The organism is Paenibacillus rhizovicinus, assembly GCF_010365285.1.
GTDB classification, from domain to species: Bacteria; Bacillota; Bacilli; order Paenibacillales; family Paenibacillaceae; genus Paenibacillus_Z; species Paenibacillus_Z rhizovicinus.
In genome coordinates, this window is record NZ_CP048286.1 from 629946 (window position 1) to 643092 (window position 13147).

Below are 13147 nucleotides of genomic sequence, written 5' to 3' on the forward strand. Positions count from 1 at the left end.
CGTTTTCTAAATCATACCACTTTGCGCCGGTAATGTCCTTGACCCCGCAGTTAACGACATTTACGATCAGTCCGAGCAAGACAAAGATCGGCGCGATTTAACATTGTTCGACATAAACCTTTGGCCTATACTGGTAATGCAACCTTAGCTATCCAAAAAGGAGATTTGACACGATGACATGGAGAACCGACTACGAAGAAGAACTCGCCGCCGTCTTCAGCGAAGCGGAACGGCTGATCGACGCCTATCCAGCGCCGCTAGGCGAGAAAGGCCAGGCTTATCTGCAAGCCTTTAACCCGCTCCGCCCATCCAGTACCAAGAACCACATTTGTTATCTGCTTCCTTTTTGGATTGAACCCGTGACGAAGCTGACCTCTCAGCAATACCGGGATATATCGCTTGCAAACGTTTTCGTAATGCTGTACTTCTTTATACAAGACGATCTCATGGATGACGCGCCGTCAGATTGGAAGGAACGGCTGGCTCTCGGCAATCTATTCCACTTGAGCATGCTTGATCTATATCGCTCTTTATTCGACCACGACTCTCCTTTTTGGAATTATTTCAACGACTATGTAGTGACTTGGTCGCTTGCCGTAGCCTATGAGCATCCGATGGGCAGCCTGGATCCGGCCCAGCTCGCCCGCAAAGCCGCGCCGGTCAAACTCGCAAGCACGGGAGCACTGCTGCTGGCCGGAAATCAAGAGTTGGTGCAATCTGTTTCGCATGCGGTTGACCTTGCCCTCGCCACTCTCCAATTCTCCGACGATTGGGCCGATTGGGAGGAAGATTTCGACCTGGGCAGTGCCAACAGCCTGATAGGCATGATTACCTCCGAAAAGGGCGAATTTGCATTGCCGCTAACGAAGGAAGACGTGAAAAACGCCATTTTTCTAGATGGCGTCCTAACCCGTTTTGCACAATTGGCTGCAGCAAACAGCAGTACGATGGACAAGCTTAGTCTACCGCTCCCCCACTTAACAGCCTTTCAAGTCCATCTCGCCGATCAGCTTACCGAGGCTGCAGAGAAGTTGAACGTTACCAAACGAATGCTGATGCAAGGGGGATTCGACCACTTTCTTTATACGAATATTTCTTCCATTTCTACCTTATAGCTAATCAATCGACATCATTTTCTATGAAATTGTAAAATTTTGTGGTAGACTGATCCTGCTTGGAAAAATAATCAAAAAGGTGGTTTTTGGATGAAAGCAACTTTGGAACAATCGACAACCGTCTCGTTAAGAGAACAAATTATCGCAAAAGCTTGGAGCGACCCTGCATTTAAAGCCGCACTCGTCTCCAATCCAAAAGCTGCTTTGAAGCAATACTTCGAACTTGACTTGCCGGAAGAAATGAAACTGATCGTCGCTGAAGAAAAGAAAGACCAACTCATGTTTGTTATCCCGCCTAGCCCTTCCGAGTATGCTCAAGATCTTATCGTCACCGAAGAAGCATGGTAAGGTTTTAATAACCAAATAAAAGGGAATCGTCAGAATTAAACTGGTTCCTACGTCAAGGACATATTAAAATAGAGTTAAGCAATAGACAAAGGGTGATCCCTGCACTATAAAGGGGTCATCTTTTTTATTTCTCATGTGTATCCGTGTGTATCCGTGATTTTTGTAATAGTGGATATAGCGATACAGCCACCGATTTTAAGCTTTAGTACACCCAATGTGAAGCAACAACGAATTCTCACTTAGTCTTTCATATGGCATAAAAGAGCTCCTGAGGAACAACGTCCCATCAGTTCCCTCGTCTAGACAAGGACTGACCTAGTCCCATCTTGTTGGTTAATGGTATCTGTCGCTAATGACATGTTCATATAAATAGAGAGATTTATAGCGAGGAGTCCCCTTTAGAACTATCTAAAAATAGCAACGAATATGACCAGTGCTAATGAACGCTATCCTGCTACAGGAATCGTCGCTCCCGACGGTTCCTTTTTTGATCCGGTTCAAGGCGCCTATCTAGCAACTCATTATCTATAATAGGGTAAATTGTACTGGTTTTCGACAAATTTTTCTTTCTAATCTACCAATTCATGTGGTAAGCTATTGACGTTTGGGAAAATATGACTAGAAGGTGGCCTGCATCGTTATGGGACAATCGACAAATTCTTCACTCAAAGAACAAATTATTGCTAAAGCTTGGAGCGATCCTGCATTTAAAGCTTCGCTCATCGCAGATCCTAAGGCTGCTCTCAAAGAACACTTCAACGTTGACGTCCCGGATAGCCTGGAGATCGTCGTTGCCGAGGAAGCGCCTAATCGGGTAACGCTCGTCATTCCTCCGAACCCGGCCGAATATGCGACTGAAGTGTCGAATGTCGGAGATACCTGGTAGTTTATAATCAAATGCAAAAAGGAATCGTCATTATCGACGATTCCTTTTTTGTTCGCTTTACATTCAGGCGCCTACACTTGTCTGTTGAAAAGTTCCCGCGGACGGGAAGCGAATGGTGGCTTCCGTCCCTACGCCCTTCTCGCTTGTAAAATTAATTGACCCTCTCATCGCTTCGATGATGCGGATCGTAATCATGAGACCGAGCCCCGTACCTTTCGACTTACTCGACAGATATGGTTCTCCCAGGCGCTCTAGCATGTTCTCGTCCATGCCGACGCCGCTGTCCGCGATATGGATCACAACTTCCTGCTTTTCCTCGTAGGCCCAAACGCGAACGACACCCGATCCTTCAAGTGCTTCAATGCTGTTCTTAATGAGATTAATGATCGCTTGCTTCAATTTGGAGGAGTTCCCCATTATACATAGCGATTTGGGCATTTGAATTTCCAACTTACCGCCCTGCATATTCGCGAGCGGCACGATAATGCCCTGCACGTGCTTGAATTCCTCCGCCAGGTTCAACTCGACGACGTTCTCCATCTGCGGCTTGGCGAAGCCCAGAAAATCCGTAACGATGACGGAGGCCCGGTCCAGCTCGTCGATCGCGAGTTGATAGAAATCGTCCTCTCCCGGCTTCGATTGGTTCTTCTGCCCGAGTACTTGCAGCATGCCTCGCGTCACTTGCAGCGGATTGCGGACTTCGTGCGCGACCGAGGCCGCAAGCTGGCTAATGATTTCCAGCTTCTCGGAACGCTGCAATTCGGTGTAGTAGATTTCGAGTTCTCGCGAGTAGGCGATGATCTGCTTGTGCTGATCGGCGAACCTCCGGCCAAGCACGACGATGAGCGAGATTACGAAGGCGAACAAGCCCCATTTCCACCAGAAGAACGTATAGGTTTGGTCGCTGGAATAGTAGACCAGCAGCTCCGTTATGCTCACGGCCGTAAAGAGAACGAGACCGGTCGCGATAATAATGGAATCGATGTTCCGGATCCACAACTGCCTGATCAGCATCCCGAACATGAGGATAAATTGAATGATCATGAAGAGTCCGAGATACTTAACGGAAATCTCCGAATACAAATTCGCGATCGACCTGTCCGTCGTGAGGTTGACGATTAACATCGCCGTGCTGATAAGGACGTATCCGATCAAGAGCCGGCGGAAGTGCGTGACGATACGCCGATATCCGCAACCGAACAGCTGCTCGAAGAAGAACAGCAGCGACGTCAGGAACGCCGACAAAGAAAGATCGAACAACGTTTGATACACGGTGCCGTATTGGCCGTAAAACGTGTACAGGAACGGAGAGTTCCCGATGATCAGGCCTCCGATGGATAAAATAACGATACAAAGCGCCAACCAGCTCCTAAGCTGCTGGCGTACGAGAAACGCTGCACAGATGAGCATAACGACGGCTACGCAGATATAGGCGCTGCCGATAATAACGTCGAGCAAATCTTGCTTGGCATACGCCTTCATTAACGTTTGATAGTCACCGAAACGAGACCCGTCTCCAAGTCCCAGGCGCTCCCTTTTGCTTTCGACGTGAATGTACATGTCCTTACCCGAATCCAGTGTGTCAAGAGCGAGCACGATGCGATTCGTGACGAATGAATTGTTCCGCTCGGAATGGAAGATCACCTTACCGTCCAGAAAGACGGTGACGTCCTGGCCGAAAACGTTGGGAAGGTAAGCCCCGCTATTGTCCGATAGCCGCGGAAGCTTCAAGCGTATCCATGCGGAATGCGTACCTTCCGAAGGCGCATACAGCGGCTTGTCGTCGGTGACGCCCTGCCAGCCGCCCGCAGCGGATGCTTGTTCCGGCAGCTTGGTCAGTTCAGCAGGTTTCTCCCATCGAAAATCCCACTTGTCCAATTGTTGCTGCCCAGAGGACGAAGATGCTCCGAATGCGATCGTCGGCAAAAATGCGAACACGCATGCCATCAAGATTACGACAACTGGAACGGATTTGAACTTCATTTGCTCCTGCACCCCGATTATAGTTATTTAGTCTGATGTTTCTCCCTTTATTCGACAAAATTCTCCATTTGCCTGCAAGGGGAAAGTTAAAGAATATCTAAAGATTTCTATCGGTGCAGGATACCTGTGCGCGAGACGAAAAAAAAGCCGCTTAACGGCGGCTTCCTCTCGGTAATCATTTTGATATTCGGAGCCTATTCCTCGAACTCCACGTTGTGATACACCTGCTGAACGTCTTCTAGATCTTCCAGCATATCGATCAAACGGTCGAATTGCGCTTGCGATTCTTCGGGAATCGTCACGAAATTCTGCGCGAGCATCGTTTGCTCGGCAACCGTGAATTCGGTGATGCCCGCTTGCTTGAACGCTTCCTGAACCGCTTGGAACTGATTCGGTTCGGCGTACACGATTACTCCGCCTTCGCCATCTTCCCCTTCTTCTTCGACGATGTCGCGAACGTCGACGTCCGCCTCCATCATCAGCTCCAGCACGTCGTCGACGCTCTTGCCTTCCACGCCGATGACGGCAGTGGCATTGAACATATACGAGACGGAGCCGCTGACGCCCATGCTGCCCCCGCATTTCGTGAAGGCGGAACGAACTTCCGGCGCCGTGCGGTTGACGTTATTCGTAAGCGCATCGACGATGACCATGGAACCGTTGGGACCGAATCCCTCGTAACGCAGCTCCACGTAGTTCTCGTCCGAGCTGCCTTTCGCTTTCTCGATCGCGCGGTCGATGATTGCCCGGGGTACGTTGTATGTTTTCGCGCGTTCAAGCACGAATTTAAGGGATTGGTTGGATTCCGGATCCGGTTCGCCCTTCTTGGCGGCTACATAGATCTCCAGACCGAACTTGGCATAAATACGACTCGTATTGGCATCCTTCGAAGCTTTCTTCTCTTTGATATTATTCCATTTACGACCCATCTTGGTTCATTCCCGCTTTCATTGGATTTCGGTTGCCCGCAAAACATTACGTTGTTTATTATTACATTTTCAGCCCTGCTTGAACAAGCTTTAAGCGGAAAAATGCTTCGAAATTTTAATAGAGCGGACCTCGTCGGCTTCGCGAATTGTTTCGGGCTGGAAACATTTTGATGAATCGGCTCGTCTGGAGATCAGATCGGTTCCTCAATACTAACGTCAAGAGAGTAGGTCGAACGCATGCGCAGACATGTATGGTTTCCTCTGTTTCTATGTTTGGTCGTCTTGGGTCTCGCGGGTTGTTCGTCTGCAACGAGCCGCGACGGCACGCCGGCGCCCGAATCCGCAGTCCCGGTCACCTCGGTAAGCTGGACGCCGGATCGACATCCGCCTATGCCTGAAATGACGATAAACGGCCGGCCCGCCGAGATGGATCTCGTCAGCTACTCGTGGTGTCCGCCGGAGGGCAAGGGAAGCTGCACGTCCATTGAGCTGTCGATCGCCACCGCAATCATGACACACGCATCCGCAGGTTCGAAGCTGGACGTTAAGCAGCCAGATGGCGCCAAGACATGCACGCTCCTCAATGAGGACAAAGGGTTTACGGGCGACCCTTATGTCGTACCCGGCACGAAGGGCGTCTATCATTACAGCATTCATTGCGATTGGACGTCGAATCAAGGCAAATCGACGTATTCTTTCGCGATCGAAGTCGTGTAAGTCGATGTACGGCGTGCAAAGCATAACATGGCGCAGGATGCAAACAAGGCGGCCCAATCATTGGGACCGCCTTGTCTTATGGATGCTCGTTCTTCAAATCAAGCCTCGAATCGTTCTTCAAATCCCCAATAATCTCTTGTGCCGCCCGCTCCCCGCTTTCCACCGCACCGTTCATGTAGCCCTGAAACTCGATGGATGTATGTTCCCCGGCGAAATGGCAGCTGCCGCGAATCCCTTCGCGCGCGCCTTCGATGCCGCCAAACTTCGTATACTGGCCGATCTTGCGGTACGAATACGAACCCAGCGAATACGGATTGCCCAGCCAATAGTCACGCGCCGCCTTGCCGTTCCACTTCGCCGACAGCCCCGGAAGGACCGGTTCGATCTGCTGCAGGAACTGCATGGCCCGCTCCTCCGCCGTCCCCGTAATCATGCCTTCTCCAATGATGCCGCCCGTGTAATCGACGAGCATGCCGGCCGTTCCGGGCTGTCCTCTGACCACGTCGAATGTATTCTGGTAACCGGTATCGGCTATCGTATCCCCGTTCGAGCCGAGCGACAGCCAGTGCCGGTCCGCGAACTGAAGATGCAGCTTGCTGTTCGTTCCCATGCCGAGCTCTTGGATCGCCTCCAGCTTGAGCGGCTTGAATCCGGCTTGGCTAATATCGACGGATGATCGCAGAATCGAGAATGGAACGGTCATTACGACCTTGTCCGCTTCTACGTCGACAATCGCCCCGTCGTGTTGAAAAGCAAGCTTATAGCTGCCGTCCGCGTTCTCGGTCATGCTTACGAGCCTGTGCCCCCGTGCGATGTTTTGCTCGTCCAGCTTCTCGGCCAGCCGATGCATCAACTGCTCGTTGCCGCCGCGAATATGAAACCGCTCGTCGGACAGACCGAACATGCGGAAGGCGTCCGCTTCTTCCAGCAATCCGTGCAAATAGAGAAAATTCAGCGCGCTCTGCGAACTGGATTCCGCCCCGTATTCAATCGTGCAGGCGATATCGACCAGCCTTCCGAACTTGGACGACATCCCTCCGGGAACGGAAGCTTCGATCCAGTCGGTGACAGACATATGATCCAGCTCAAACGCCCGCTTCGTGCGGCAATCATATAGCGTCGGGAAGCCCGCGAGCTGCAAATCCCGGTTCAGCTTCGGCAATACGGCCTTGAAGTCTTCCGCGGCTTCAGCGAACGTATACGGCTGACCGTCGAAATAATAACAGGGCTCCGTTCCAGGCGGTTCCGCCGCGAGCAGATCGGTCAATTTCAACCTCATCTCCCTTGCGAGCCGCCGAATGGCTCGATGGCCTGTATCGATGAGCATGCCGCCGCGTTCCGCGACCTGCCCCTCGTCAAAGTCGCCGTATCGCGTACTGCAGCGGCCCGCGGCCGGTTTATCGTCGGCTTCATAGATAATCGCCGCGTATCCGGCTTGTTTCAGCCGATAAGCGCATGTTAATCCGGCGAGCCCCGCCCCGACAATGACGATGCGCGGCGGCGATGCGCTTAATTGGCGGGAAACCGGCTGCAGGCCTTCGTTCGCCTTAACCGCGGCTTCAGGCTCTTCCTTGCTGCTTACCGATCCGTTACCAAGCCGCTCCAGCATGATTTTGCGCTTCTCCTGTCGTTCCTTAATCACTTTTTCAATCGATACTTGGTTGTATTGCGATGCCCCTGCGACGACATACATTTCTCGAAGTAATCTGGCCAATGGTGTGCGCGGCATTCTATCATCCTTTGACAACTATAATTTGCATGAAGGTGAGCAAGAGTTGTCTTCATTCAGCATATGCAGTGCGCAAATGATAGGAATTACGCGCATGTCTGTTTTTCATAGAGTTATAGATTCAGATTGATGCTTCCGCTCGCTGCCGGGAATAATTCATCGTTCCTCCACGAATGAATACAGTGGATCGTGGTAGAATATACCTGTTCATCGTAAGCCATAACTGTCCTATGGAGGTCATCTTGCATGCTGTTCACGGTTATTCTTGTTGTGCTGCTCATCATCGTTCTCGTCCCTCCCCTCGCGTTCTTCGGCTACATGTTCGCGCTATCCAAGAAACCGAAGCATTCTATTATCCGTTCCCATCCTTTCCTTGGCTGGGTTCGCTACTTGCTCGAGAAGCTCGGCCCCGAATTCCGTCAATATTGGTTCGATAACGATACGGAGGGCAAACCGTTCTCGCGGGCCGATTTCGTCGGGCTCGTCTATGCGGCGAAGTACCGTACGGATCTCATCTCCTTCGGCGGCAGGCGCGATTACGAGAAACCCGGCTATTATCTATCCAACGCGATGTTCCCGAAGCTGACGACCGAGCTGCGCGTCGATAACGAAGTCGTCCGTCCCGGGCGCAAATACGTCATTACGAATGAAGGCCTCTTCACCCGGCAGGAGAAAATCGTGGACGAACAAGTGAAGCCTTGGCTGCTGGCGGAGGAAGATGCCATCGTAGTCGGCGGCGGACGGCGGGAACCGTGGCGGCTCAAAGGCATGTTCGGCGCGTCGGCGACCTCATTCGGCGCGGTCGGCGAGCACTATATTCAATCTACGGGCAGCGGCGCGCGCATGGCCGGCGGTTCGTGGATCAATACCGGCGAGGGCGGCGTCGCTGACGTGCACGTGGACACCAAAGCCGACATCGTCGCCCAGATCGGACCCGGCCTGTTCGGCTACCGGGATCACGAGGGCAAATTCTCGATTGCGGCCTTCAAGGAGAAAGCCGCCATTCCTAACATTAAGGCGTTCGAACTCAAATTCCATCAAGGCGCCAAGATCCGCGGCGGCCACTTGGAAGGCGCCAAAGTGACGGCACCCGTAGCGAAAGCCCGTCTCGTCCCCATCGGGAAGACGGTCAACTCGCCGAATCGGTTCGAGTTCTTGACGAACCCCGAGGAAGCGCTTCGTTTCATCCGCACGCTGCAGGATGAGGGCGGCAAGCCTGTCGGCGTCAAAATCGTCGTCGGCGATCCCAAGCGCCTCGAGCCGTTCTTCCTGGCGATGCTGGCGCTCGACATCTATCCGGACTTCATTACGGTCGACGGTTCCGAAGGCGGCTCCGGCGCGACCTTCAAGGCGATGGCCGATGGCATGGGGCTGCCCCTCTTCGCGGGCCTGCTCATTCTCGATGACGCCGCGCGTAAATTCGGCGTCCGCGACCGGATCAAGCTGTTCGCGTCCGGCAAGCTGATTACGCCCGATAAAGTAGCCGTCGCGCTGGCGCTCGGCGCCGATGCCGTCAATTCGGCGCGCGGCTTCATGATGGCGAACGGCTGCATCATGGCGATGCAGTGCCATACCGGCAAATGTCCGACGGGCATCACGACGACGGATGACAAATTCCAGGAAGCGCTGGTGCCGGAGGAGAAACAATGGCGCGTCATGAACTATATCCTGCAAATGCGCGAAGGCCTGTTCTCGCTCGCCGCGGCATGCGGCTTGAACAGCCCGTGCGAGCTGCGGCGCGAGCATGTCGTCTTCACGAACGAAAGCGGGCAAAGCACGCGGATCGTCGATTTATTCCCCTATCCGGAAACCGTCTCCTAAGGCGCCGAGCTCAGAGCTTCGAGCTTCGGACTCCGGGCTTCGGACTCCGAGCGGAAACGTACTGTCGCGGACGCACTGTCGCGGACGCATAGCAGGCAAGCAAAAGGCCCTCTCCCCGTTGAATGGACGGGAAGAGGGCCTTTTTTGCCGCATGAAACGGCCGGCTGACGCGCGGCATAGCTGGCGCCGACGATACCGCGGCTCAGAACCGTATGCCGATGCTCGAGGTGCATTAGGCCGGAGCACCCGCGCCTGGCTAGCGAATCCTAATAACCTTATTTAGCCCAATTTCGTTATTACGAATTTCTAACGAACCCTACAAGCGTTATAACTTGTAAAATCTCGTTTTCCCGCCTGTTTTCGCGTATTCTGTATCACATAAGGCCGCTGAGATTCGTTAGAATAAAATTCCACCTCTCTTCGACCTATTAAGAACACCACGATTCGTTAGCGCCAAACGCTGATTGAAGCAGCGCCCACCGCCTTTTCCGCAGTAGAACCATCTCATGCCTTTAAGTTTCCAATAGTCGGAATGCTGCAAGTATTTGGTTTCAACACCGTTCCGATCTTGCCCTTTACGAGTATGAATTAAATGTGCTATTATTTGCACATATAAGAATAGAAGGTGGCTCACGACGATGAAAATGATTTGGTACGGACATTCCAGCTTTCTTCTGACCTCCGAGAACGGTACGCGCGTGCTGATCGATCCTTACGGCAAGTTTCTCGGCTACCGCATGCCGAAGGCGATCGAGGCCGATCTGGTCGTTGTCACGCACAATCATAAAGACCACAATCAGATTAAAGTGGCTTCCGGCAATTACAAGCTGATCGATCAACCCGAGGCGCAAACGATCAAGGATGTTTCGATCCGCGGCGTCCGTACCTTCCACGATAAACATAATGGCGCGAAACGCGGCGGCAACATCTGTTTCCTTATCGAAATGGACGGCGTAGTCGTCTGCCATGCCGGCGATCTTGGACACTTGCTGACAGAGGAGCAGGTTGCGGAAATCGGCCACGTGGACGTGCTTATCGTTCCCGTTGGCGGCAGAATGACGTTGAACGGCGCGGAAGCGGCGCAAGTCGTCCGGCAGCTCAAGCCATCCGTTGCCATTCCGATGCATTACAGCACGAAAGCGCTCGGTCTGCTCGGCAAGGTCATTTTCCAGAACGCCGAACCATTCATTCAAGCGACAGGACAGCCGTTAACCTCGGATGTCCAAACGTTCACGTGGCGCAAGAATGAAGGCGCCGAACAGCCCCGCACGCTCACGTTTCAATACGCCCAGCAATATGCGGGACAATGAACGACTTCCGCTACCCTGACGCTAGATAAAACAAAAGCCGCGCAGGTCCCATCGGACCTGCACGGCTTACTCGGACCGCGCCCGGCGCGGTCTTTGTTGTATTTCGCTTTAGTTCGCTTTAGTTCGCTTTAGTTCGCTTTAGTTCACAAGAATTCGTTTTACTTCGCTTTACTTGACTTCAACCATCCAGCTGAATGGATCTTCCTGCTTGCCGTATTGAATGCCAGTCAGGTTATTGTACAGCTTCTCGGAAACTTCGCCCGTTGCGCCGCCGTTGATAACCAGCTTCTCGCCGAGCCAGTTCAGCTCGCCGACCGGGGAAATGACGGCTGCCGTTCCGGTGCCGAATGCTTCTTCCAGCTTGCCGCTGCGGCCCGCTTCGTAGATTTCTTCGACCGAGAGCACGCGCTCCACGACAGGGATGTTCCAATGCTTCAGCAGCTGGATCGTCGAGTTGCGCGTGATGCCGTCCAGGATGCTGCCGTTCAGCGCCGGCGTATAGACAGTGCCGTCGATTTTGAAGAACACGTTCATGCTGCCGACTTCTTCGATATATTTATGCTCTGCGCCGTCGAGCCAGAGCACTTGCGTGTAGCCTTGCTCGTTCGCGGCTTCCTGCGCTTTAAGGCCTGCCGCGTAGTTGCCGGCCGTCTTCGCTTCGCCGACGCCGCCTACCATGGCGCGCACGTAGCGGGATTCGACGAAGATTTTGACCGGGTTAATGCCTTCCGGATAATAAGCCCCTACCGGCGACATGATGATGATGAACTGGTACTCGTGCGAAGGATGAACGCCAAGCAATGGTTCGGTTGCGATGACGAACGGACGGATGTATAGCGAATTGCCCGCGCCGTCCGGAATCCAATCCTGGTCGATGTTCGTCAATTCCTTGACCGCTTCGATCCCCAGCTCCTCCGGAATCGGCGGAATGCTCATGCGGTCGTTGGAACGGTTAAGCCGCTTGAAGTTCATGTCCGGTCTGAACAGCTGCACGCGGCCGTCTTCGGTGCGGTACGCTTTCAAGCCTTCGAATACGGTTTGTCCATAATGGAACACTTTCGCGGCCGGATCCAGCGTGATGGGCTGGTAAGGCACGATGCGCGCTTGATGCCAGCCTTCCTCGGACGTGTAATTCATAATGAACATATGATCCGTAAAATGAACGCCGAAGCCCAGTTTGTCTTGATCTGGTTTCACTTTCGGGTTCGTGGTGCGTTCGATTTGAATCGGTGTGGCTGCGATCATGGAGATCCCTTCTTTCGCTTGTTTTCATTGCCAGATTGAGTCCTAATTGCATTTTACTATGCCTGTAGATATATTAATAATATCTATTTTATCCATTTTGCATACCCTGAAGGTATGGTAAGAGGCGAATCCCATGGACTTGAAACAATTAAAATACTTCCTCGCTATCGCGGAAGAGAAACAAATAACGCGCGCCGCCAAGCTGCTTCATATGGAACAGCCGCCGCTGAGCCGCCAGTTGATGCTGATGGAGGAGGAATTAGGCGCGAAGCTGTTCGAACGCGGCCGGAAACAGCTGACGCTGACCGCTGCGGGCGAATTGCTACGCTCCAAAGCCGAATCGCTGCTCGCGCAGCTCGACGAAACCATGCTGGAGGTCAAGGAACTGGAAGAAGGCGTCCGCGGCACGCTCTCGATCGGCGCCGTCGTCTCCTGCGTGTCGATTCTGCCGAAGCCCATTCAGCAGCTGCGCACGGCCTATCCGCAAATCACGTTCAAAATTACCGAAGGCGATCATTTTCTGCTCGGCGAAATGTTGGAGAAGCGCGCGATCGAGCTCGTCGTATCCCGCCTTCCTTTCGAAACCGGCATCCTGCCTGCCAAGCTGTCGACCTTGCCGCTGCCCTCCGACCCGTACGTGACGGTCTTCCCAAGCTCGTGGGTACCGAAGTCCGACGATGGCGAACCCGGCATCTCGATGAATGAACTAGCGGAGTACCCGCTGCTCGCATTGAAGACGGACAAGACGATCCGCATGCACGAGCAAGTCGTGAACGAGTTCAGAAGGCACGGCTTGGAGCCCAACATCATCTGCGAATGTTCAAGCGTTACTGTTATTATGTCCCTAATTGCTTCCGGTATCGGAGTCACCGTATTTCCGAAATCGATCTTGTCTTCTTTCCCGTACGGCGATGTGACCATGCTTCCCATCCGGGATGCCAATTTCCAATCGGACATCGGCATCCTCTGGTTGAAAGATCATTTGCTGTCCAAGCGGGCGCAGCACTTCATCGACTATTTCCATACGAACCCCATGTAGAATCCCATGCAGAGCATCAAGTAGA

At 53.0% G+C, this 13147-nt stretch carries 11 protein-coding genes; 7 read left to right on the forward strand and 4 right to left on the reverse strand.

Going from position 1 to position 13147, the window contains the following annotated elements; translation table 11 throughout:
- The first annotated feature begins 173 nt into the window (after window positions 1-173).
- The 3 genes from GZH47_RS02865 to GZH47_RS02875 all read left to right on the forward strand — a co-directional run bounded on the left by GZH47_RS02865 (window position 174) and on the right by GZH47_RS02875 (window position 2349).
- Window positions 174-1115 carry a hypothetical protein gene (locus tag GZH47_RS02865; protein ID WP_162638444.1) on the forward strand — a complete coding sequence of 314 codons (942 nt, stop codon included), beginning with the start codon at window positions 174-176 and terminating at the stop codon, window positions 1113-1115.
- Window positions 1116-1205: 90 nt separating this feature from the next.
- Window positions 1206-1463: an NHLP leader peptide family RiPP precursor gene (locus GZH47_RS02870; protein ID WP_162638445.1), complete on the forward strand. Its 258-nt coding sequence runs from the start codon at window positions 1206-1208 to the stop codon at window positions 1461-1463.
- 640 nt (window positions 1464-2103) lie between these two features.
- A complete protein-coding gene (locus GZH47_RS02875) occupies window positions 2104-2349 on the forward strand; it encodes an NHLP leader peptide family RiPP precursor (RefSeq protein ID WP_162638446.1) in 246 nt (81 codons plus the stop codon).
- Window positions 2350-2412: 63 nt separating this feature from the next.
- On the opposite strand, the gene GZH47_RS02880 is transcribed toward GZH47_RS02875, so the two are convergent.
- Entirely contained in the window at window positions 2413-4332 is a 1920-nt protein-coding gene (locus GZH47_RS02880; protein ID WP_162638447.1) for a sensor histidine kinase, read from the reverse strand.
- A gap of 194 nt (window positions 4333-4526) precedes the next feature.
- A complete protein-coding gene (locus GZH47_RS02885; protein ID WP_162638448.1) occupies window positions 4527-5261 on the reverse strand; it encodes a YebC/PmpR family DNA-binding transcriptional regulator in 735 nt (244 codons plus the stop codon).
- 237 nt (window positions 5262-5498) lie between these two features.
- Between GZH47_RS02885 and GZH47_RS02890 the strand changes: the two genes are divergently transcribed.
- Window positions 5499-5978 (forward strand): hypothetical protein, encoded by a 480-nt coding sequence (locus tag GZH47_RS02890; RefSeq protein WP_162638449.1) that lies wholly within the window; start codon window positions 5499-5501, stop codon window positions 5976-5978.
- A 76-nt stretch (window positions 5979-6054) separates the two neighbouring features.
- On the opposite strand, the gene GZH47_RS02895 is transcribed toward GZH47_RS02890, so the two are convergent.
- Window positions 6055-7707, reverse strand: a complete 1653-nt coding sequence (locus tag GZH47_RS02895) for a flavin monoamine oxidase family protein (protein WP_162638450.1) — start codon at window positions 7705-7707, stop codon at window positions 6055-6057.
- A gap of 246 nt (window positions 7708-7953) precedes the next feature.
- Here GZH47_RS02895 and GZH47_RS02900 point away from each other — a divergent pair, with 246 nt between their 5' ends.
- Complete coding sequence (locus GZH47_RS02900) at window positions 7954-9528, forward strand: FMN-binding glutamate synthase family protein (protein ID WP_225446345.1); 1575 nt, start codon at window positions 7954-7956, stop codon at window positions 9526-9528.
- A 638-nt stretch (window positions 9529-10166) separates the two neighbouring features.
- Window positions 10167-10838 (forward strand): MBL fold metallo-hydrolase, encoded by a 672-nt coding sequence (locus tag GZH47_RS02905; RefSeq protein WP_162638451.1) that lies wholly within the window; start codon window positions 10167-10169, stop codon window positions 10836-10838.
- Window positions 10839-11006: 168 nt separating this feature from the next.
- Here the strand turns inward: GZH47_RS02905 and GZH47_RS02910 are convergent, their stop codons facing one another.
- Window positions 11007-12083, reverse strand: a complete 1077-nt coding sequence (locus tag GZH47_RS02910) for a branched-chain amino acid aminotransferase (protein WP_162638452.1) — start codon at window positions 12081-12083, stop codon at window positions 11007-11009.
- 133 nt (window positions 12084-12216) lie between these two features.
- Here GZH47_RS02910 and GZH47_RS02915 point away from each other — a divergent pair, with 133 nt between their 5' ends.
- Entirely contained in the window at window positions 12217-13122 is a 906-nt protein-coding gene (locus GZH47_RS02915) for a LysR family transcriptional regulator (RefSeq protein WP_162638453.1), read from the forward strand.
- The last annotated feature ends 25 nt before the right edge of the window (window positions 13123-13147 follow it).

What these genes read in the sequence shown, in the direction of transcription:
- GZH47_RS02865 (WP_162638444.1), top strand. Translation starts at nt 174, where the DNA reads ATGACATGGAGAACCGACTACGAAGAAGAACTCGCCGCCGTCTTCAGC.
- GZH47_RS02870 (WP_162638445.1), top strand. Translation starts at nt 1,206, where the DNA reads ATGAAAGCAACTTTGGAACAATCGACAACCGTCTCGTTAAGAGAACAA.
- GZH47_RS02875 (WP_162638446.1), top strand. Translation starts at nt 2,104, where the DNA reads ATGGGACAATCGACAAATTCTTCACTCAAAGAACAAATTATTGCTAAA.
- GZH47_RS02880 (WP_162638447.1), bottom strand. Translation starts at nt 4,332, where the DNA reads ATGAAGTTCAAATCCGTTCCAGTTGTCGTAATCTTGATGGCATGCGTG.
- GZH47_RS02885 (WP_162638448.1), bottom strand. Translation starts at nt 5,261, where the DNA reads ATGGGTCGTAAATGGAATAATATCAAAGAGAAGAAAGCTTCGAAGGAT.
- GZH47_RS02890 (WP_162638449.1), top strand. Translation starts at nt 5,499, where the DNA reads ATGCGCAGACATGTATGGTTTCCTCTGTTTCTATGTTTGGTCGTCTTG.
- GZH47_RS02895 (WP_162638450.1), bottom strand. Translation starts at nt 7,707, where the DNA reads ATGCCGCGCACACCATTGGCCAGATTACTTCGAGAAATGTATGTCGTC.
- GZH47_RS02900 (WP_225446345.1), top strand. Translation starts at nt 7,954, where the DNA reads ATGCTGTTCACGGTTATTCTTGTTGTGCTGCTCATCATCGTTCTCGTC.
- GZH47_RS02905 (WP_162638451.1), top strand. Translation starts at nt 10,167, where the DNA reads ATGAAAATGATTTGGTACGGACATTCCAGCTTTCTTCTGACCTCCGAG.
- GZH47_RS02910 (WP_162638452.1), bottom strand. Translation starts at nt 12,083, where the DNA reads ATGATCGCAGCCACACCGATTCAAATCGAACGCACCACGAACCCGAAA.
- GZH47_RS02915 (WP_162638453.1), top strand. Translation starts at nt 12,217, where the DNA reads ATGGACTTGAAACAATTAAAATACTTCCTCGCTATCGCGGAAGAGAAA.